This is a genomic window from Microbulbifer pacificus (assembly GCF_002959965.1).
GTDB classification, from domain to species: Bacteria; Pseudomonadota; Gammaproteobacteria; order Pseudomonadales; family Cellvibrionaceae; genus Microbulbifer; species Microbulbifer pacificus_A.
In genome coordinates this window covers 108,755-129,355 of record NZ_PREV01000027.1, presented here as the reverse complement: position 1 = coordinate 129,355, position 20,601 = coordinate 108,755, and the positions used below count along the sequence as shown (strand labels likewise).

The window sequence follows — 20,601 nt, the reverse complement described above, 5'->3', positions numbered from 1 at the left end:
CAATGCAAAAAGGGTTCCGGAAAAAGCCGCTGGCGACGGCGATTCTTCGTCGCCAGCGGAAACACACTGGGTTCTTTACTTACATTCTGTCGTTACTGACCGATCTCGTGATCCGCCAGTTTCTCCAGCGCACGCACGATGCCGGAGTGATCCCAGTCGGCGCCGCCGTTAGCGGCGCAGGCCTGGAACAGTTGCTGGGCATTGGCGGTGCCCGGCAGGCTGAGGTTGAACGCGCGGGCACTTTCCAGGGCCAGGTTCAGGTCCTTCTGGTGCAGTCGGATACGGAAGCCGGGGTCGAAGGTGCGTTTGATCATGCGCTCGCCGTGCACTTCCAGGATTTTGGAGGAGGCCAGGCCGCCCAGCAGGGCTTCGCGTACTTTGGCCACATCGGCGCCGGCTCTGGAGGCAAACAGAAGGCCTTCGGAGACGGCTTCGATGGTGAGTGCGACGATGATCTGGTTGGCGACTTTACAGGTCTGACCGGAACCCTGGGGGCCGATATGGGTGATGGTTTTACCCATGATTTCGAGAATCGGCTTTGCGCGCACGAAGCCTTCCTCGGTAGCTCCCACCATGATGGTCAGCGCCGCATTGATAGCACCACCCTCACCGCCGGATACCGGCGCATCCACGTATTCGCCGCCGGCGGCGGCAATGCGCTTGGCGAACGCCTGTGTCGGCACCGGGGCGATGGAGCTCATGTCGATCACCAGGGCACCGGGCTGCAGGCCTTCGACGACACCGTCTTCGCCAAACAGGACGGATTCCACGTCCGGAGTGTCCGGTACCATGGTGATGATGATTTCGCAGTTTTCCGCCACGGCTTTCGGGCTGGCGACAACCTGCATGCCTTTTTCGGCCAGGGCGGCATCCAGCGCGCGCCCGCGATCATTGGTGAACAGCTCGTGGCCTGCGTCCAGCAGGTGGCCCGCCATTGGGCGGCCCATGATGCCGAGTCCGATAAATCCGATCTTGCTCATTTCTCTCTCCAGGATTTTTTACATTTATTGGTTTACGGCTTAACCGTGTGCCGCATCCAGCCAGCCCAGGCCTTCGGTGGTGGTGGTTTTCGGCTTGTACTCGCACCCGATCCAACCTTCATAACCGAGCTTGTCCAGGTGCTGGAACAGGAAGGGGTAGTTGATTTCCCCGGTGCCCGGCTCGTGACGGCCAGGGTTGTCCGCGAGCTGAACATGGGCAATATGTTCCAGATGCTTTTCGATGGTCGGCGCGAGATCACCTTCCATGATCTGCATGTGGTAGATGTCGTACTGCAACTTCAGATTGTTGCTGCCCACCTCATCGAAAATTTCCAGCGCCTGCTCGGTGCCATTCAGGAAAAACCCGGGAATATCGCGGGTGTTGATGGGCTCCGCCAGCAGCAGAATGCCGGCAGCCTGCAGGTTGTCGGCGGCAAAGCGCAGGTTCTCGATCAGAGTCTGGCGTGCCTCTTCCTTGCCCACGCCCGCCGGCGAGATACCCGCGAGACAGTTCACCTGTTTGCAGCCCAGCGCGGTGGCGTACTCGATGGCTTTGGCAACGCCCGCCCGGAACTCCTTTACACGATCCGGGTGACAGGCGATGCCGCGCTCACCCGCGGCCCAATCGCCGGCGGGGAGGTTGTGCAGCACCTGGGTCAGACCGTTGTCGTCCAGGCGCTGTTTGATTTCCTGCACGCTGTAATCGTAGGGGAACAGGTATTCCACGCCCTTGAAGCCCGCATCAGCGGCGGCTTTGAATCGGTCGAGGAAATCCACCTCGGTGAACAGCATGCTCAGGTTGGCAGTAAATTTTGGCATTGTGCTTCTCCTGTCTTAAGTCAGTGCGGCGATAGAGGTGGGCGCGTCGCCCTCGCCTTCGGCCAGCGCTTCAAACTCGTTTACACCGTCGAGATCCACACCCATGGAAATGTTGGTGACGCGCTCGAGAATTACCTCAACCACAACCGGTACGCGGTGCTGCTTCATCAGTTCGCGGGCTTTTTCCAGTGCCGGGGCAATATCGTCCGGGTGGGTGACACGCAGCGCTTTACAACCGAGGCCTTCCACTACGGAAACGTGGTCCACACCGTAGCCTTCGATTTCCGGGCAGTTGATGTTTTCAAACGCCAGCTGCACGCAGTAATCCATATCGAAATTGCGCTGGGCCTGACGGATCAATCCCAGGTAGGAGTTGTTCACCAGTACGTGGATGTACGGCAGGTTGAACTGGGCACCGGCGGCGAGTTCTTCCACCATGAACTGGAAGTCGTAGTCACCAGACAGCGCGACAATTTCCGCTTCCGGGTCGGCCTTGGCTACACCGAGCGCTGCGGGAACCGTCCAGCCCAGCGGGCCAGCCTGGCCGCAGTTGATCCAGTGGCGCGGCTTGTACACGTGCAGGAACTGGGCGCCCGCAATCTGTGACAGACCGATGGTGGAAACGTAGCGAGCGTTTTTGCCGAAGACCTTATTCATTTCCTCGTACACGCGCTGGGGTTTTACCGGCACGTTGTCGAAGTGGGTCTTGCGCAGCAGGGTGCGTTTACGCTCCTGACATTCGTCAACCCATTGCGCGCGGTCTTTCAGACGACCGGCGGCTTTCCATTCGCTGGCTACTTCAATCATCAATTCCAGCGCGGCCTTGGCATCGGAAACAATGCCGTAGTCCGGGCCGAAAATACGACCGATCTGGGTGGGCTCGATATCCACGTGTACGAACTTGCGACCTTCGGTGTAGGTCGAAACATTACCAGTGTGGCGGTTGGCCCAGCGGTTGCCGATGCCCATTACGAAGTCAGAAGCCAGCATGGTCGCATTGCCGTAACGGTGGGAGGTCTGCAGGCCCACCATGCCCGCCATCAGCGGGTGATCATCCGGGATAGTGCCCCAGCCCATCAGGGTGGGAATTACCGGTACACCGGTGATTTCCGCAAACTCGGTGAGCAGATCGCTGGCGTCCGCATTGATCACACCACCACCGGCAACCAGCAGCGGCTTGTCGGCCTCATTCAGCATGGTCAGTGCTTTTTCAACCTGAGCGCGGGTAGCGGCCGGCTTGTACACGGGCAACGGCTCGTAGGTATCCGGATCGAATTCGATTTCGGTCATCTGCACGTCGATGGGCAGGTCAATCAGTACCGGACCCGGGCGCGCGCTGCGCATCAGGTGGAACGCCTGCTGGAAAGCGCGCGGCACCTGGGCGGGCTCCATCACGGTGATCGCCCATTTGGTGACCGGACCGGCAATGGCTTTGATATCCACCGCCTGGAAATCTTCCTTGTGCAGTTTGGATACCGGCGCCTGGCCGGTGATGCACAGGATCGGAATGGAATCCGCGCTGGCGGAGTAAAGACCGGTAATCATGTCGGTACCGGCGGGGCCAGAGGTACCGATACAAACACCGATATTGCCGGCCTTGGTACGAGTGTAACCCTCCGCCATATGCGAGGCGCCCTCCACGTGTCGCGCCAGGGTATGGTCGATACCGCCGACTTTGCGCAGCGCGGCGTAGAATGGGTTGATCGCGGCACCGGGCACGCCGAAGGCAACGTCAATGCCCTCTTTTCTTAACACGTGAACCGCGGCTTCTGCAGCTGTCATGCGAGCCATAGTTTTCTCCCACTGAAGTCATCACTTCAGAAATTGCTTGGTTATTCTTGCTTCCCGCACCGGCACCGTTTCTGTTCCCGGTTTCCGGCGTTCTCTCATCAGGCGGTCGCCATGGCCTCTTTGCCCACGACCACATCTTCTACATGTACCCGGATATCCATCGGGTACTCGTCGCAGTTTTTTCCTTTGCCACCGCGATCCACCACCACGAACTCGCCTTTGCGCTCGATCACCGATTGCACGCCGTGCCACAGACCCGCGCGGTAATTCACGCCCTGGCGTCCGTCGGTAATGAATGCGCGCACATCTTTTGGATCGATGGACTCCCCCTTCGGCGCCACCACGATGACAAAGCGTTCTTCGTGCATCGGAATGAACGCCTGACTGCCCAGCGGGTGCCGCTCCAGGTACGTCAGCTGCAGCGGCAGATCCACCGGCTCACTGATAAAGATGCTCACCAGTGGGCGGGCGTCTTCACCGAGGGTTTCGATCTGCACCAGGTCGTGATAGCGCTGCGCGCGTCCGCCGTTGATCGCAAAGGAATCCGCAGTGCGGCTGTCAATCACATCACCGTAGGGTGCAAAGGCTTCGGCCGTGAGCGGTTGTGCCTTGAGTTCGAGCATGGTGGTTCTCTCCATTTTTTACTTGAATTTGGGTGCGCCACTTCCGTGTATGCGCATAGCAATCAGCGCTGGCCAAATCCGCCCAGCTTCATTTGACGATTGACGTCTTTGTAAAGCAGATAGCGGAAGGGACCGGGGCCACCGGCGTAGCACGCCTGGGGACAGAACGCACGCAACCACATGTAATCGCCAGCTTCCACTTCCACCCAGTCTTTGTTCAACAGATAGGCGGCCTTGCCCTGGAGGACGTAGAGGCCGTGCTCCATCACGTGGGTTTCCGCAAATGGAATCACACCACCGGGTTGAAAAGTGACTATGTTCACGTGCATGTCGTGGCGAATATCTTCGATATCGACAAAGCGTGTGGTGGCCCAGCAACCTTCGGTGTCCGGCATTTCAATGGGCTGAATATCTTTTTCGTTGGTGACGAAGGCTTCCGGCACATCAATGCCATCGACGCGTTCGTAATATTTCCGGATCCAGTGAAAACGCAGTGTGGACGCACACTCGTTGCGTACCTGCCAGTCGCTGCCCGGCGGAATAAATGCGTAGCCGCCCTCTTCCATACGATAGCGCTGGCCATTCAGGGTGAGTGTCAGCTCCCCTTCCACGACAAACAGCACGCCTTCGGCATTGGGATCGGATTCCGGCCGCTCGCTGCCGCCGCCGGACTGCACTTCCATGATGTATTGGGAGAACGTTTCGGCGAAACCAGACAGCGGGCGGGACAGAACCCACAGACGGGTTTTTTCCCAGAATGGCAGGTAGCTGGTGACAATATCCCGCATTACGCCTTTGGGAATGACCGCATAGGCTTCGGTAAACACGGCGCGATCAGACAGCAGCTGTGTCTGCGGTGGATGACCACCTTTGGGAGCGTAATAGGTATGCATTGGATAGTTCGAGTTGCTCATTGCTGTTCCAGTACTGTGTCCAAACGGCTACAAACCAGTTTTCCATTCCCGCTCTGGGCGGGGAGTTTCTGTGCTGGGTGGTACGTCGCCCAGTGGCGGGCGATATCGACACGGCGGGTTACCCAGACCCGGTCGTGCTGCTCGATATAATCGAGAAATTTTTGCAGGGCGCGAAAGCGGCCGGGGCGGCCGATCAACCGGCAGTGCAGACCGACGCTCATCATTTTCGGCGTGTCTTCGCCCTCTGCGTACAACACATCAAAGGCGTCGCGCAGATAGTCAAAAAAATGTTCGCCCGTGTTAAATCCCTGCGGCGTGGCGAATCGCATATCGTTGGTGTCCAGGGTGTAGGGCACTACGAGATGGATGCGGCTCTCGTCATTGCTGTCCCGGTGTTCGGTCCAGAACGGCAGGTCGTCGCCATAGTTGTCGCTGTCGTAGAGAAAGCTTCCCTCATCCAGCAACAGGCGGCGGGTATGAGGACTGTCGCGTCCGGTGTACCAGCCCTGTGGTTTGTGTCCGTAGAGCGTTTTAAAAATTTCGATGGCGCGGCGCATGTGCTCGCGTTCGATGTTCTCCGGAATATTCTGGTAGTGAATCCAGCGCAGACCGTGGCAAGCGATTTCATGACCGAGTTCGCTGAAGGCGTGCGCCACTTCGGGGTGACGCTCGAGAGCCATGGCAACGCCAAATACGGTGAGCGGCAGGCCGCGCTTTTCAAATTCGTTCAGGATGCGCCAGACACCGGCACGGGAGCCATATTCATAGATGGACTCCATGCTCATATGCCGGTCGGCATAGGCTTCCGCACCAACAATCTCTGACAGAAAACGCTCGGAGTGGCTGTCTCCGTGCAATACGCAGTTTTCTCCACCCTCTTCGTAATTCAATACGAACTGCAGCGCGACCTTCGCCTTTCCAGGCCAGTTCGCCTGCGGCACGTCGCGGCCATACCCAATGAGGTCGCGGGGGTATTGATCCAGATCCAGTGCGCTCAAGTTTTGTTCCTTATGGGTTGCTGACTACTACTGGCAACTTCACCGGACGGGCTTTACCTGGCCGGCGATTAAGTACACCTGAAGATCATTTTTGGTCGACATTTCTTGTATACAAGATAACGATATAGTGTATTCAGCAGTTTTGCAATCGCCAGATTGAACGCAAGGGAAGTTTTTTTGCGGGCGCGCGAGTAGCTACGGCGATAGCCGCAGAGTCGGGAGGTAGTTATCGGAGAGAGGAGAGATGGCCCGAAAGAGATTCAGGCCGAAAGAGTGGTGTCAGCTACCAAAAATACTGTACAGATCAGGTACTTCCGCGGCGCCTTCGACAATGGACAGCGAACCTTCCACCGCCTTCAGATGCGCCAGCATGAATGCAGAGGCGCCCTCGCCGTCTCCCGCCGTCAACAGGCGCACCAGTTCGTCGTGGTCGTGAGATTCACAGCCCACATTTTCACTGGAGGCGTTGCCGTACACCGCAAGAATCAGTGAGGAGCGGGAGCAGAGACGACCGACGAATTCGGCAAGGGTTTTGTTACCGGACATGTGCGCCAGACGCTCGTGGAATTCAGACGAAGTGCGGATAGCAAGGCTGTTGTTACCGTCACGCAATGCCTGCACCTCCCGCTGCGCAAGCTCGCGCAGCTCGGCGGCGTCGCTCCTGCTGAGGCGGCTTGCAACCTCAGGCATCAGACCGCATTCGACCATCTGCCGCGCGGCGAACACTTCGCGGGCTTCATCCGCGGAGGGACGGGAAACACTGGCACCGCGACGGGGGGCGATCGTGACCAGCTGCTCCATGGCCAGGCGCTGCAGCACTTTGCGGATACCGGTGCGACTGACCCCGAAAACCTCCGACAGAGCGTCTTCACGCAGGCGGGCACCGGGCTTGAGTCGGTGCTCGACGATGGCATCGCTGATGGACTGATAGATCGCATCCTCGCGCTCGGTGCCTTCCTGACGCTTGCGTTTGGTGGGTGCGGGATCCGCGGTGGTCTGGGCCATTCCCCTTGGGTTCCTGTATGACGGCTGTGCTGCCAATAGTGGCGTTGAAAGCCGGCTATTGTATACAAACTAGGGGGCTGGAAACCAATCGATGTAAGAATCGTTGAAGGAGGGAAGAATCCGCCCTCCCGAGACTCGCTGTGAATACGTCCCTGTACGCTCGTAACCGGCATCCATGCCTCATACGGTCCCGGGAGAGGGGCATCCCTGCCTTCCACCCCGGTAGTAACTATTCCGCAGACCAGGCCGCAATCAGTGCGCGCTCTTCGTCGGTCATTCCGGTCATATTACCCAGTGGCATATAGCCGCTGGCAACGGCCGCCTGGATCTTGGCTTTGGTCTGTTCGATCTGTGTGCGGCTGTCGAAAGCGAAGCCGGCAGGTGGTGCGGCGAATCCCGGCTGACTTGGGCTCTGGGAATGACAGGATGCGCAGCGGCGCTCGACCACGGCATACAGCTCCCCTCCCCGAGAAGCTGCCGTTTCGTCGGCGGCCGCTGCTTCGGGAGCTTGCGCCTGCGCAGGTTTCACGTCGGCTGTTTCTCCCTGTACTTCGGCGGTACGCGCCTCGTTCACAGTTTCAAGTTCAACCTCCGCCTTTTCTTCAGCCCGCTCCGTGCCTTCTACTTGAGCGACAGGCACTTTTGGATTCGGTGCTGCCTGCGGAGTCGGTGCGGCCTGCGGAGAGACTATCCAGAAGGCAAGCAGGATCAACGCGGCCCCCGTGGCGGGGTAACCCGGTTTGATCTGGCCGGAATGCATCAGTACGAAGAACTGCCGAATCAGTGCACCGGCAAAGATGAACAAGGTCATGATGACCCAGGCGTGTTCGTGGGTATATGTGAATGCGTAGTGATTGCTGATCATGAGCAGCACCACGGGCAGTGTGAAATAGGTGTTGTGTACAGAGCGCTGCTTGCCGCGCTTGCCGTCAAGCGGGTTGGGCGCTTTGCCTTCTTTCATTGCATTGACCATACGGCGCTGGCCGGGAATGATCCAGAAGAAGACGTTAGCGGACATGGCGGTGGCCATTACGGCACCGGTCATCAGGAAGGCGGCGCGACCGGCGAAGAGTTGGGTACTGACATAGGCTACGGCGATCATGAGTATGCCTACGGCGATGCTCAGTATGCCGTCCCGCTCCATGTTAGGGCTGATGCGTTTACACAGTTCGTTGTAGATGACCCAGCCGGAGAGCAGGAAACCGACGGCTACGGCGTTGGCCTGCCAGCCATTGAGACCTGCGGCCCAGGCCCAGTCGCTCTGGGTGTTGATGAGATAGAAGGCCGGGTTGGTCATATAGAGCAATATGAACAGGGCGAAGCCGGAGAGCCAGGTGGTGTAGGATTTCCAGAAGGACCAGTGGAGGTCGTCGGGGAGTTTTTCCGGGCTGGTTGCGTATTTCTGGTTGTGATAGAAACCACCGCCGTGCACGGCCCACATTTCGCCGAAGACGCCTTTTTTACGGCAGGCTTCGTTTTCCGGTTTCTTAAGCCCGTTGTCGAGCATGACGAAATAAATCGATTCGCCAATCCAGGCGATGGCGGCAATCACATGCAGCCAACGCAACATAAAGTTTGCAAATTCCAGGATAAAAGTTTCCATAGCCCGTTCTCTTTCTCGCTTATTGTTTTCCAAAGCGGGAAAAACTATTTCCCCACTTCGCGGGCCCACCTTTCTCCGTATCAGCGGGTCCCCTCCCTTCACATCTGAGACCTGACTCCGAACAGCCTCAGATGTTAGCTATTGTTCGTTTAACTCCCCCGATAGGTGGAATAGCTGTATGGGGATACCAGCAACGGCACGTGAAAGTGCTGGGAAGAATCGGAAACCCCAAAACGCAGCGGAATCACATCCAGAAAACGCGGCTCGCCGTTGCGATTGCCCTGGCGGCGCAGGTATTCGCCGGCGTGGAATACGAGTTCGTATTCACCCACCAGAAACTCCTCCCCTTCCAGAATCGGGCCGTCGCAGCGGCCGTCGTCGTTGGTGACCACTTCTTTCAACCAGGTGCGGTTGCCACCGGCGAGGCGGTAGACCTCGACACGGATCCCCTGCCCCGGCAAGCCGCGGGCGGTGTCCAGTACGTGGGTTGTCAGGCGTCCCATCGTTTTCTCCTGTGTTCTTCTGTTCTCTCAGATTCTTTCGGCACTCGGTTTCCAGAGGATTCCGGGGACCTCTGCTTGTTGTGGATTTATTTTTACACCAAACATGGATACATATTCAAACACTTTGTGTATACAATTTGAATTTGCAAATGAATACATTAAGCTAGCGATACAAATAAAAGACCGGGAGAGAAAACAATGACAGAGACGACAGCAACAAACCGCCTGGCACCAGCGCCGGCCACTCAGAGTCGTGAGGATTTTGTTGCACGGTTTGGGGATATCTACGAACACTCCCCGTGGATTGCACAGAGAGCGTGGGACAGAGGACTGTCAGAAGACCATTCCGATCCACTGGTACTGGCAGAGGCGATGGCGCAGGAGCTATGGGGGGCGAGCGAGGAAGAGCAGATGGGCGTGATCTGCGCTCACCCGGATTTGGCAGGCAAGGCGGCGTTGGCAGGGGAACTGACCGACGACTCCACCAAGGAACAGGCAGGTGTAGGGCTCGACCAGTGCACGCCAGAGGAGCTGGCGAAGTTTGAGACACTGAATAACGCCTACAAAGACCGCTTCCAGTTCCCCTTCATCATGGCAGTAAAAGGCAGCAACCGTTTCCTCATCCTCGATGCCTTCGAAGTACGCCTGAAAAACAGCATTGAAGAAGAGCGCAGAACCGCAATCGAGCAAATCAACAAGATTGCGCGGCTACGCCTCGTGGACAGAGCACAATAGTCAGAAGTTAAGGACAGGTACTGGGGATCGGTTTTCAAAAGCGGCGCAAACCGGGCCGAAGGCGCCGCGTTGAAGCGGCCTGGTACTTTGCGACACAGCGCCCAGGGGTGAGGCAAGTGCTGGCGAAGCACTGCTTCGCGCAGCCGAACGACGCCAATCCTTGTTTGGCGGCCGGCCCCGTTTACGGGGGGTCACAGCGGTTTTGAAAACCGATACCCAGTGCCTGGTCGCCACAACATAACGAATATACATACCACCAAACCAAAAAAATGCCCGGGCATCACTGTCCGGGCATTTGTTATCGCGTGAACTCAGACGTTAGAAGTAAAACTTCACCAACGCACTCACGGCATTTTCAGTATCAATCGCGCGGCTGCCAAACTTGTTGCGCCAGTAGGAATACTCGATACCCGCGTACATCACCCCAGGTCTGTCGGTAAGACTGCCCACATCCAGAGTCAGCTGTGGATTGATGTGGGTTTCCGCGGCCTGGGCACCGCTCACACCGGAGGAGTAATCCGCAAATCCGTCAAACAGGAATTTGGCCGAGCCGATCTCAAACGGCGCGCCCCAGGTGACGGTCATCTGCCAGTCGTTGGGATCGTCAAAGGCAGTATTGTTGTCTACGTAGTAGACGTTGGTATTGAAGTACTGCAGCCCCGGAAGATCCCAGCTTACACCAACACCCGCCAGGTAATTGTCCGCATCGGCACCACCGCCAAATTCGTATGTTCCCGCCAGCAAGACGTCTTTGACCGGGCCAAACGTCAGCTCACTGCCAGTGAGCCAGCTCAGGCTTACACGTGGGGCAAACTCACCATAAAGGTCATTCACTCCAGCGTCCTCATCCTCCACCTGATAGCGGTCGATAAAGAAAAAACTGTCGCCCCAGTTATTCGCGGCGATGTTTTCAAAGGTAAATACGGTTGCATCTTCCTGAACGCCACCAAAGGTTTCGTACTGGCCACTGTGTAACAGGGACAGAGTGGATGTACCGAAAAAGCGTTCGGCGTGTGCGGCAGGTACGATAGCCGCGGTAAACGCGGAGGCCACAATGGCCTTGGTCAGGATATTTTTGATTGATTTCACAACTCAGTCTCTCAGGTTATTTTTATTTCGCGCGCTCGCGGCGCGCATTTAAAAAACGTCGTCGACTGCAAACTTCCAACAACACATTTCAGGCTCTTAACGGCCCTTGATTCTCAACTCGCAGGCAGCGCTCACCGGTCCGGGATGTCCGTCCCGACGGTGAGTCCGTTCAAATGGATTCGATTCGGAAGAAACGCTTTACAGGAATGCGAACTTGGCAATAAAAATTGCGCTCAGCACATACAGGCTGACTGAAATTTTGTCGTGTTGGCCGGTGAACAACTTCATAGCGGTGTAAGTCAGAAAACCCAGCGCGATACCGTTGGCAATGGAAAACGTCAGCGGCATCATCACCACGGTCACGATGGCGGGGATGGTATCGGTGTGATCCTTCCAGTTGATGTGCGCCATACCGCCCATCATCAACATCGCCACGTAGATCAACGCACCGGCGGTCGCATAGGCGGGAATCATACCGGCCAGGGGTGCCAGGAACATGGCCAGCAGGAAAAGCACCCCCACCGTCACCGCGGTGAGACCGGTACGTCCACCCGCGGCGACACCGGACGCGCTTTCCACGTAACTGGTGACCGGCGGGCAGCCGAGAAACGCGCCCATGACACTGGAAGTGGAATCCGCTTTCAGTGCGCGGGAAAGGTTTTTGATCCGGCCATCATCATCCACCAGATGCGCGCGGTGAGCGACACCCATCAGGGTACCGGCGGTGTCGAACATGTTCACGAACAGGAAGGCGAGGATTACGCTGATCATGCCCACGTTCAACGCACCTTTGACATCCATTGCCAGCCAGGTTGATGCCAGGCTCGGCGGTGCGGAAACCAGCCCCTGATATTCCACCAGGCCAAAGGCCCAGCCAACGGCGGTCACCGCCAGCATGCTGAACAGGATGGCGCCAAACATTTTGCGATAACTCAGAATGGCAATCAGCAGGAAACAGATCGCCGCCAGCAGCGCGGACGGATTGCTGAAGCTGCCCATGGAAAGCAAAGTAGCCGGGTTATCCACCACAATGCCCGCGGTCTTGAGACCGATCAGACCGAGGAAAAGACCGACTCCAGCCCCCATGGCAAAGCGCAGACTCATGGGGATACTGTTCAGCAACCACTCCCGAATCCGCGACAGGCTCATGATCATGAACAGGACACCGGAAAGGAAGACCGCGCCCAGCGCCACTTCCCAGCTGTAGCCCATCTCCCCTACCACGGTGTAGGTGAAGAAGGCGTTGAGCCCCATACCCGGCGCCAACCCTACAGGCCAGTTGGCATACAGTCCCATGAGGAAACAGGCCAACGCGGCGCCTATACAGGTGGCGACAAACGCTGCCCCATGATCCATGCCAGCCGCGGCCATGACGTTGGGGTTTACGAAAATCACATAGGCCATGGTAAAGAACGTGGTGAGGCCCGCGATGAGCTCGGTCTTTACTGTGGTCTGATGTTCGTTGAGTTTAAAAATCCGGTCGAGAATACCGGCGCTCTCTGAGCTCATTGAAGGCTCCGACGGACGGAGTACATGCTGGTCCTGCTTTAGCGTTTCCACAAGTGGTCCTCTCATTATTGTTGTTGGTACCAGAGAGCGCACATCTGTCTCAGGTAGGTGATGGCCTGGCCCGCCTTTCCTGCGCCTGTCCCCCTCATTAATTCGACTAAAAGGTCAAGAAGTAAGGCCTGAACCCATCCTATTCCTGTATACAATAATTGCAACAATAATTTAAAAAATAGTACATCGTGCAAACAGGGCCGGGATTCATCTATTAATTATGGGGATTAAGCGAAATATAAGTTGCGGTGTTCACAGGAAAACAAGGATGACTACATCATTTCACGCTGTACGATTTTCAGCCAACCCGGCCATCGTCACGAAACTTCCGAGACGCCCGAAAAATCTGCGCACAGGAATATCAAACGGGTGTCATCGCAATCGACACATGTCCCGACAGATATGACGCCAAATCCAAAGCACAAAAAAGGGGCCTCAGAGCCCCGAAAATTGATCAAAGAACAACAAAACAAAAGCGTGACAAATACTACTTGCGATGGCGGCACACGCCCGCGGCATAGGTTTCCTTCACCGCGCGGTCATCACCCAGGATCATCAGTGCGAAAAGCCGCTCCGCAAGCGTGGTCGCCTGCGCCATACGACGGCTGATCAGCGGCGTGGCATTGTAATCAAGTACGACGAAATCCGCGTCCTTGCCCGGCTGCAGATTACCGATCCGATCATCCAGGTACAGCGAGCGGGCACCGCCGAGCGTAGCCAGATACAACGCCCGGAACGGGTCGAGTTTTTTGCCCTGCAGCTGCATTACCTTATAGGCCTCGTTCAGGCTCTGCAGTTGCGAGAAGCTGGTTCCGGCCCCCACATCGGTACCGAGGCCCACGCGCACACCGCACTCTTCGAGCTTGTCGAGATTGAGCAGACCGCTGCCGAGAAACAGGTTGGAGGTGGGGCAGAACGCCACCGCTGAACCGGTCTCACCCAAACGCTGACACTCGTCATCGCACAAGTGAACGCCGTGGGCGAACACCGCGCGCTCACCGATCAGGCCGTGGTGGTCGTACACATCGAGATAGCCACTGCGTTCAGGGAAGAGCCCCCGTACCCACTCAATCTCCTGTTTGTTCTCGGAGATATGGGTGTGCATATAAAGACCCGGATATTCCTGAAATAGCTGGCCCGCCAGGGCCAGCTGCTCGGGGGTACTCGTAGGCGCGAAGCGCGGGGTAACGGCATAGTGCAGACGGCCCTTGCCGTGCCAGCGCTCGATCAGCTCCTTGCTGTCGGCGTAGGCGGACTCCGGGGTATCGCGCAGGTATTCCGGCGCATTGCGATCCATCATTACCTTGCCGGCGATCATGCGCAGATCAAGCTTTTGCGCCTCACTGAAAAAGGCGTCAATGGACTGTTTGTGCACAGTGCCGAACACCAGCGCGGTGGTGGTACCGTTGCGCAGCAGTTCTTCCAGAAAGACCTGGGCAAGCCGGGTGGCATGCTCGGGATCTTCGAATTTGCGCTCCGCCGGGAAGGTATACGTCTCCAGCCACTCCAGCAGCTGTTCGCCGTAGGCGCCGATGATGTCCAGCTGTGGATAGTGGATATGGGTATCGATAAAGCCGGCGGTAATCAGGGTGTCGGAGTAGGTCGTCAGATCCGCATCGGAGAACTTGCCAAGCAGCGTATCCGCGTGCCCGACGTCGAGCACTTTGCCGTCTTCGACCACCAGCAGGCCGTCTTCAAAATATGCGTAAGAAGCCTCGATTCCGACATCACGGGGATCGGCGATGCTGTGGAGAATGGCGGATCGGTAGGCTTTGCGTTGGGACATGGTAACTCTCATCTGGACATAATTTTATTGTGGCCCGCGGTCTCTCCCCTCCGCGGGCAGCAAAAAATTAAACCAGTGAGTGGACCGACGTCAACAAAAACCTGATCAAATGGTCAGAAAAATAGCCTGTCTCGCCTTTCATCCCTCGGCATCGAAATCCAGGTCCACCTCCACCGACTCAAACGGAGGCACGTTCAGCCCACAGCCCCGCAGAATTACCTCGATCAGGAATTTCGCCGCGTGATCGAAGTCCTCGCGGGTGTACTCCGCTTTATTCTCGATCACCAGAATCTGGGTCTGGAAATCCGCATAGTGCTGGGTGGAGGACCAGATCAACAGGATCAGCTGCACCGGGTCCACGGGCGCCATGCGCCCCTCGTCGACCCACTGCTGCATCACCCGTGAGCGGTCGCGTACCCAGTCGCGCATATTGGTGCGCAGATGCTCTTTCAGCACCGGCGCCCCCTGGATCACCTCCATGGCGAACAGGCGTGAAGCCAGGGGGTGGGTGCGGGACATCTCCACTTTGGCCTTGATAAAGCGCGCCAGTGTCATCGCCGGGTCGTCTTCCGGTTTGATGGACTCCAGCATGGCATTCCAACGCCCGGTAATCGTGTCAAACAAGGCGGTGTACAGGCGCTCCTTATTGCTGAAGTAATACAGCACATTGGATTTCGGCAGCTCGGCGCGCTCGGCTATACGCTGGATGGTGGTACCGCGGAAACCGTTCAGGGCAAACTCTTCCTCTGCCGCCATCAGGATCCGCTCGCGGTTGCGCGTGCGGATTTTACCCGGGCGCTTTTTGCGGCCGGGCCTGCCGGCACCTTCAACGTCCATATCCAGTGCGCGGGCAAGTTCGATTTCTTCAGCGTTGTGCGAAGAGCTCAGTGGCGAGTTTTTGGGACGGGGCATAGCGGCAAGTTTGTGATTGTTTTTTACAGGCGACCGACAATAGCTTAACTGCCCGGCGCAGGCAAAAAAGCGCAGACCGATGCCCCCGGCATACCGGCCCACACTTTCCCCCCTCCCCCAACCGGTCATCCCACCCCTCTCCAAGAACCTGTACCGGGACCGAAACGGCGAGCTCGGTCGCAATTTATTTTCAAACCAAATGGTCAGCTTTTACGGCGCATACGGCCACACAACCTTCAAATCAGACTATTTGATCAAATTTTTTACTTGTCCATTTGGTCAAGAAAATGTAAAACAAAGGCTCGCCAGGTTATTCGGAGCGCTGTCCTGGCGGTCGTAACAAAGATGCGGAGAGAGAAATCTGCCGGAACCCGACACCCACAGGGCCGGCAAACACCATCGCAAAATCAATAAGCAAACGAGAAATGCGAGGATCACTGTGATCGAGTTCTATCTGAATGGGCGGCATCGGCAGTTGGCGAGCGTCGACCCCAACCTCACCGTTCTGGAATGGCTGCGCACCGAGGCACGGCTGACCGGCACCAAGGAAGGCTGCGCCTCCGGCGATTGCGGTGCCTGCACCGTGGCCATCGGCACCTTGGATTCCTCCACCGACAGCGAGCGCCTGCGCTACGACAGCGTCAACAGCTGCATCGCCCTGGTGGGCAGCCTGCACGGCAAACACCTGATTACCGTAGACGGTCTGCAAAGCGAGCCCGCACACCCGGTACAGAAAGAAATGGTGGAATGCCACGGCGCCCAGTGCGGCTTCTGTACACCGGGGATCATCATGTCCCTGTTTGCATTACACACCGAAAGCCGCGCCCGCGGTAAAACCGTAGACGATGCGGCGCTGATGGAATCTCTCGGCGGCAACCTGTGCCGTTGCACCGGCTACCGCCCCATTGTGGAAGCGGGGCGCAAGGCCGCGGTACAGGAGTGGCAGCCCGCAGAGGGAACAGAGCAGAAAAGCACACCCGCTGAAATCGATCTGCGCGGCCCCGCCTGGCTGCAAAATCCGGCGATGATCGCGCAACTCAAGCAGGTGCAGAACAACCCGGTTACGGTCGCCGCCGAGAACGGCCGCCGCTACGATGCCCCCATCACCCTCGCCCAGCTGCGCCAACTGCGCGCGGAATTTCCACAGGCCCGCCTGGTGGCCGGCGGCACCGACCTTTCATTGGAAATTACCCAGTTCCTGCGAGATTTGGACCATGTCATCAGCGTAAACAACATTCCCGAGCTCCAGGAAATCCGCGAACAGCAGGACGGCCTCTACCTCGGTGCCGCCGCCAGTTACCGCGCCGCGGAACACGCGCTGGCCAGTCGCTGGCCCCACTTTCACACCATGCTGGAGCGCCTCGGCTCCAAACAGATCCGCAACCGCGGCACCGTGGGTGGCAATATCGGCAACGCGTCCCCCATCGGTGACATGCCACCGGCGTTGATTGCGCTCGGTGCCGAGCTGGAGCTGGACGGTGTGGACGGCGTTCGCCGCCTGCCATTGCAGGAGTTTTTCCACGACTACAAAAAAACCGACCTGCGCCCCAATGAATTTATCCGCGGCGTATGGATCCCGGCCTCCCTGTCCGATGAACAGCTGCTGATCTACAAAATCTCCAAACGCCTGGACGACGATATTTCCGCGGTGCTCGGTGCTTTCTGGCTGAAGCTCGACGGTGCCATTGTGGAAGACTGCCGTCTCGCTTTCGGCGGCATGGCGGCCATCCCCAAGCGCGCGGCCAATGCCGAAGCGGCACTGCGTGGCCAGCCCTGGAACCTGAGTTCCGTCGCCCGCGCGGTCGGCGCACTCGCGGAAGACTTCTCCCCCATGAGCGACGTGCGCGCCTCCGCGGAATACCGCCAGCAGGTGGCCGGCAACCTGATCCGTCGCGCCCTGCTCGACTCGGCGCGCAGCGACTTCAAGCCCGTCAAACACCACACGGACAATAACCACAAGCCATTGATGGTGAATGAATATGCGTAAACTCCCGGACGTTTCCAACACAGAAGAAAACGCACGCAACAGCACGCAGACACAATCCGCTCGCGGCGTCGCCGGCCTTTCCGCCATGCACGACAGCGCCTGGAAACATGTGCGCGGCGAAGCCCGCTATATCGACGACCTTCCAGAACCGGAAGGACTGCTGCACGCCGCTGTCGGCCACAGCACGGTGGCTCACGCCAAAGTCCTGTCCATGGATTTATCCGCGGTGCGCGCCTACCCCGGCGTGGTGGACGTCATCACCGCGGACGACGTACCCGGGCATATCGATATCGGCCCGGTATTCCCCGGCGACCCGGTACTGGTCAACGGACTGGCGGAACACATCGGCCAGCCACTGTTCGCGGTCGCCGCCACCAGCCTGCGCGCCGCGCGCCAGGCCGCGCGTCTCGCCAAAGTGGAATACGAACCTCTCGATCACGCGGTCACCGTGCACGATGCACTGAAAAAACAGCTGTTCGTGCGACCGGACCACACCCAGCAGCGCGGCGATTTTGAAAAAGCATTAAAGGAAGCCCCGCACCGGCTGCAGGGTGAAATCAACGTGGGCGGTCAGGAACACTTTTACCTGGAAGGCCAGGCCTGCCTGGTGGAACCCACCGAAGATGCCGGCGTGCACGTGCACACCTCCAGCCAGCACCCGTCGGAAGTGCAAACCCTGGTGGCCGAAGTACTGAACCTGCCGATTCACGAAGTCACCGTGGAAGTGCGCCGTATGGGTGGCGGCTTCGGCGGCAAGGAAACCCAGGCCGCACCGCTGGCCTGCGTGGCCGCACTGCTCGCGCGCAAAACCGGCCGCGCGGTGAAATACCGCCTGGCCCGCTACGACGACATGGTGCAGACCGGCAAGCGCCACGATTTTTACAACACCTACGATCTCGGCTTCGACGACGACGGCGTACTGCAGGGCGCAGACATTGTGGTCGCCGGCCGTTGTGGTTACTCCCCGGACTTGTCTGACGCTATCGTCGACCGCGCCATGTTCCACTCGGACAACGCCTACAGCCTAGGCCCGGCGCGGGTCACCGGCCACCGCTGCAAAACCCACACGGTTTCCAACACTGCCTTCCGCGGTTTCGGCGGCCCCCAGGGCATGATGACCATTGAAATGGCCATGGACGATATCGCCCGCTACCTGAATCTGGACCCACTGGATGTGCGCAAGCGCAACCTCTACCGGCCGGGACGCGACACCACCCACTACGGCCAGGTGGTGGAACAGCACGTGCTGGCAGATCTGATTGAAAAACTCGAAACCAGTTCGGACTACCGCAAACGCCGGCAAGAAATCGCCGCGTTCAACCGCAGTAATCCGGTGCTGAAACGGGGCATCGCACTCACCCCGGTTAAATTCGGTATTTCCTTTACCGTGCAGCACCTGAACCAGGCCGGCGCGCTGGTGCATATCTATACCGACGGCAGCATTCTGGTGAACCACGGCGGTACTGAAATGGGCCAGGGCCTGTATATCAAGGTCGCCCAGGTGGTTGCCGCGGCCTTCCAGGTGGACCTCGACAAGATCAAGGTCACATCCACCCGCACGGACAAGGTGCCTAACACTTCCCCCACCGCCGCCTCTTCCGGCTCCGACCTGAACGGCATGGCCGCGCTGGATGCCTGCGAAAAAATCAAGGCCAACCTGGTGGCCTTCGCCGCACAGAAATTCAACGTGGCGGAAAGCGAAGTCCAGTTCGCCAACAATCAGGTGATCGCCGGTGACCACCGCGAAGATTGGGCCGCGCTTGTACAGAGCGCCTACACCGCGCGTATTCCACTGTTCTCCAGCGGCTATTACAAAACCCCGAAAATCCACTACGACCGCAGCACCGGCACCGGCCGGCCGTTCTATTACTACGCCAACGGCGCTGCCTGCTCGGAAGTGATCGTCGACACCCTCACCGGGGAATACCGCACCCTGCGCGCGGATATCCTCCACGACGTGGGCCAGTCCCTGAACCCGGCCATCGACATCGGCCAGATCGAGGGGGCCTTTGTGCAGGGTGCCGGCTGGCTCACCACCGAGGAACTGGTCTACGCCGATGACGGCCGCCTGCTCAGCAACGGTCCGGCCACCTACAAAATCCCCGCGGTGTCTGACGCGCCGCTGGATTTCCGGGTCAGCCTGCTGGAAAACAGTCCCAACAAAGAGGCCACCGTATTCCGCTCCAAAGCCGTGGGCGAACCGCCGTTTATGCTGGGCATGTCGGTGTGGTCGGCACTGCGCGACGCCGTCGCCAGTGTCGCGGATTATCGTCACAGCACCCCGCTGGATACGCCGGCCACGCCGGAGCGCGTCCTCGCCGCCGTTACCCGCACCCAGCAATGGGTTGAGGCGCAGGCGAAAGCAAAACCATCTGCGGACAAAGCTCGGGAGGGCGAACCGGCATGATGCAGCGACTCCCCTGGCACAAGGCCGTTGCCGACTGTGAACAACGGGGCGAACCCTATGTACTGGTGACGGTACTTGGGGTCACCGGCTCTGTGCCGCGGGAGCCCGCGAGCAAAATGGTGATCACCGCCGCCGACACTTTCGACACCATCGGCGGCGGTCACCTGGAGTACAAGGTCATCGAACGCGCGCGCGAGCGTCTCAGTAGCCGGCAGCTCGGCTTTGACCTCGCTCACTTCCCCCTCGGCGCCAGCCTCGGCCAGTGCTGCGGCGGCAGCGTCGCGGTATTGATGGAAACGCAGGGTGGCAGTGATGCCAGGCTGGTGGTATTCGGTGCCGGGCACGTCGCCCAGGCATTGATGACGATCGTCGGGCAACTGCCGTGGCAGGTCACTTGGGTGGACTCCCGCGCGGACACCTTCCCGCAGCAGATTCCCGCCAATGTCACCGTGCATCACACCGACGACCCGGCCGGCGACGCCGCCGAATTGTGCGAGAACGCCCACGTACTGATCCTCACCCACAACCACGCGCTGGACTTCGACCTGTGCTGGAAACTGCTGGAACAACGGCGCCAGGGCCCTCCTCCCGCCTCCATCGGCCTGATCGGTTCCCAGACCAAGGCCGTGCGCTTCCAGCAACGGCTGCTGCAGCGGGGATTCAGTGAAGAGGAAATTGCCAACATCCGCTGCCCGGTAGGGCGCTCAGATGTGCCCGGTAAACGTCCCATGGAAGTGGCGGTTTCCATCAGCGCAGAGTTGATCGCACTGGTAGCCACGGAGTCCGGTACCGCGGACAAGCAAAGCCGGCGCGGGCTCCAGTGGAGTCAGCTCAAAACACTGAGTGCACCAGGCGGTGCGGGTGCGTTAAACGCGAAAGCCGGCTGAAG

General features: G+C 58.6%; 17 protein-coding genes. 4 read left to right on the top strand and 13 right to left on the bottom strand.

Annotation, left to right across the window (positions count from 1 at the left end):
• Positions 1-92: 92 nt before the first annotated feature.
• The 9 genes from C3938_RS11450 to uraH all read right to left on the bottom strand — a co-directional run bounded on the left by C3938_RS11450 (position 93) and on the right by uraH (position 9,236).
• Positions 93-980, bottom strand: coding sequence for a 2-hydroxy-3-oxopropionate reductase (locus tag C3938_RS11450; protein WP_105103440.1), 888 nt, complete (start codon positions 978-980; stop codon positions 93-95).
• Between the two features lie 39 nt (positions 981-1,019).
• Positions 1,020-1,799, bottom strand: coding sequence for a hydroxypyruvate isomerase (hyi, locus tag C3938_RS11445; protein ID WP_105103439.1), 780 nt, complete (start codon positions 1,797-1,799; stop codon positions 1,020-1,022).
• 15 nt (positions 1,800-1,814) lie between these two features.
• Positions 1,815-3,590, bottom strand: a complete 1,776-nt coding sequence (gene gcl / locus C3938_RS11440; protein ID WP_105103438.1) for a glyoxylate carboligase — start codon at positions 3,588-3,590, stop codon at positions 1,815-1,817.
• Between the two features lie 98 nt (positions 3,591-3,688).
• On the bottom strand, positions 3,689-4,213 hold the full coding sequence (locus C3938_RS11435; protein ID WP_105104483.1) for an ureidoglycolate lyase: 525 nt from the start codon (positions 4,211-4,213) through the stop codon (positions 3,689-3,691).
• A gap of 62 nt (positions 4,214-4,275) precedes the next feature.
• On the bottom strand, positions 4,276-5,127 hold the full coding sequence (locus C3938_RS11430) for a bifunctional allantoicase/(S)-ureidoglycine aminohydrolase (protein WP_105103437.1): 852 nt from the start codon (positions 5,125-5,127) through the stop codon (positions 4,276-4,278).
• Complete coding sequence (puuE, locus tag C3938_RS11425) at positions 5,124-6,125, bottom strand: allantoinase PuuE (protein WP_105103436.1); 1,002 nt, start codon at positions 6,123-6,125, stop codon at positions 5,124-5,126. The genes C3938_RS11430 and puuE overlap by 4 nt, the downstream gene beginning before the upstream one ends.
• A gap of 279 nt (positions 6,126-6,404) precedes the next feature.
• Positions 6,405-7,130 (bottom strand): GntR family transcriptional regulator, encoded by a 726-nt coding sequence (locus C3938_RS11420; protein WP_105103435.1) that lies wholly within the window; start codon positions 7,128-7,130, stop codon positions 6,405-6,407.
• Between the two features lie 229 nt (positions 7,131-7,359).
• Positions 7,360-8,733 carry a urate hydroxylase PuuD gene (locus C3938_RS11415; RefSeq protein WP_105103434.1) on the bottom strand — a complete coding sequence of 458 codons (1,374 nt, stop codon included), beginning with the start codon at positions 8,731-8,733 and terminating at the stop codon, positions 7,360-7,362.
• Between the two features lie 149 nt (positions 8,734-8,882).
• Positions 8,883-9,236: a hydroxyisourate hydrolase gene (uraH, locus tag C3938_RS11410; RefSeq protein WP_105103433.1), complete on the bottom strand. Its 354-nt coding sequence runs from the start codon at positions 9,234-9,236 to the stop codon at positions 8,883-8,885.
• A gap of 198 nt (positions 9,237-9,434) precedes the next feature.
• Between uraH and uraD the strand changes: the two genes are divergently transcribed.
• Positions 9,435-9,971, top strand: coding sequence for a 2-oxo-4-hydroxy-4-carboxy-5-ureidoimidazoline decarboxylase (gene uraD / locus C3938_RS11405; protein ID WP_105103432.1), 537 nt, complete (start codon positions 9,435-9,437; stop codon positions 9,969-9,971).
• 318 nt (positions 9,972-10,289) lie between these two features.
• Here the strand turns inward: uraD and C3938_RS11400 are convergent, their stop codons facing one another.
• From C3938_RS11400 to C3938_RS11385, 4 genes are all read right to left on the bottom strand, one after another.
• A complete protein-coding gene (locus C3938_RS11400) occupies positions 10,290-11,060 on the bottom strand; it encodes an outer membrane protein OmpK (protein ID WP_199775587.1) in 771 nt (256 codons plus the stop codon).
• A 198-nt stretch (positions 11,061-11,258) separates the two neighbouring features.
• Positions 11,259-12,569: an NCS2 family permease gene (locus C3938_RS11395; RefSeq protein WP_105103431.1), complete on the bottom strand. Its 1,311-nt coding sequence runs from the start codon at positions 12,567-12,569 to the stop codon at positions 11,259-11,261.
• A 538-nt stretch (positions 12,570-13,107) separates the two neighbouring features.
• On the bottom strand, positions 13,108-14,406 hold the full coding sequence (gene guaD, locus C3938_RS11390) for a guanine deaminase (protein ID WP_105103430.1): 1,299 nt from the start codon (positions 14,404-14,406) through the stop codon (positions 13,108-13,110).
• A 138-nt stretch (positions 14,407-14,544) separates the two neighbouring features.
• Positions 14,545-15,318: a TetR/AcrR family transcriptional regulator gene (locus tag C3938_RS11385; protein ID WP_233998845.1), complete on the bottom strand. Its 774-nt coding sequence runs from the start codon at positions 15,316-15,318 to the stop codon at positions 14,545-14,547.
• 439 nt (positions 15,319-15,757) lie between these two features.
• Here C3938_RS11385 and xdhA point away from each other — a divergent pair, with 439 nt between their 5' ends.
• The 3 genes from xdhA to xdhC are packed head-to-tail and all read left to right on the top strand — an operon-like array spanning position 15,758 to position 20,599.
• Positions 15,758-17,305 (top strand): xanthine dehydrogenase small subunit, encoded by a 1,548-nt coding sequence (gene xdhA, locus C3938_RS11380; RefSeq protein WP_105103429.1) that lies wholly within the window; start codon positions 15,758-15,760, stop codon positions 17,303-17,305.
• Positions 17,298-19,712 carry a xanthine dehydrogenase molybdopterin binding subunit gene (gene xdhB, locus C3938_RS11375; protein ID WP_105104480.1) on the top strand — a complete coding sequence of 805 codons (2,415 nt, stop codon included), beginning with the start codon at positions 17,298-17,300 and terminating at the stop codon, positions 19,710-19,712. The genes xdhA and xdhB overlap by 8 nt, the downstream gene beginning before the upstream one ends.
• Entirely contained in the window at positions 19,709-20,599 is an 891-nt protein-coding gene (gene xdhC / locus C3938_RS11370; RefSeq protein WP_105103428.1) for a xanthine dehydrogenase accessory protein XdhC, read from the top strand. Before xdhB ends, xdhC begins: the two co-directional genes overlap by 4 nt.
• Positions 20,600-20,601: the final 2 nt, after the last annotated feature.

Bases quoted from the DNA above. Each gene is read 5' to 3' on its own strand.
- C3938_RS11450 (WP_105103440.1), bottom strand. From the start codon at position 980: ATGAGCAAGATCGGATTTATCGGACTCGGCATCATGGGCCGCCCAATG.
- hyi (WP_105103439.1), bottom strand. From the start codon at position 1,799: ATGCCAAAATTTACTGCCAACCTGAGCATGCTGTTCACCGAGGTGGAT.
- gcl (WP_105103438.1), bottom strand. From the start codon at position 3,590: ATGGCTCGCATGACAGCTGCAGAAGCCGCGGTTCACGTGTTAAGAAAA.
- C3938_RS11435 (WP_105104483.1), bottom strand. From the start codon at position 4,213: ATGCTCGAACTCAAGGCACAACCGCTCACGGCCGAAGCCTTTGCACCC.
- C3938_RS11430 (WP_105103437.1), bottom strand. From the start codon at position 5,127: ATGAGCAACTCGAACTATCCAATGCATACCTATTACGCTCCCAAAGGT.
- C3938_RS11420 (WP_105103435.1), bottom strand. From the start codon at position 7,130: ATGGCCCAGACCACCGCGGATCCCGCACCCACCAAACGCAAGCGTCAG.
- C3938_RS11415 (WP_105103434.1), bottom strand. From the start codon at position 8,733: ATGGAAACTTTTATCCTGGAATTTGCAAACTTTATGTTGCGTTGGCTG.
- uraH (WP_105103433.1), bottom strand. From the start codon at position 9,236: ATGGGACGCCTGACAACCCACGTACTGGACACCGCCCGCGGCTTGCCG.
- uraD (WP_105103432.1), top strand. From the start codon at position 9,435: ATGACAGAGACGACAGCAACAAACCGCCTGGCACCAGCGCCGGCCACT.
- C3938_RS11395 (WP_105103431.1), bottom strand. From the start codon at position 12,569: ATGAGCTCAGAGAGCGCCGGTATTCTCGACCGGATTTTTAAACTCAAC.
- guaD (WP_105103430.1), bottom strand. From the start codon at position 14,406: ATGTCCCAACGCAAAGCCTACCGATCCGCCATTCTCCACAGCATCGCC.
- C3938_RS11385 (WP_233998845.1), bottom strand. From the start codon at position 15,318: ATGCCCCGTCCCAAAAACTCGCCACTGAGCTCTTCGCACAACGCTGAA.
- xdhB (WP_105104480.1), top strand. From the start codon at position 17,298: ATGCGTAAACTCCCGGACGTTTCCAACACAGAAGAAAACGCACGCAAC.
- xdhC (WP_105103428.1), top strand. From the start codon at position 19,709: ATGATGCAGCGACTCCCCTGGCACAAGGCCGTTGCCGACTGTGAACAA.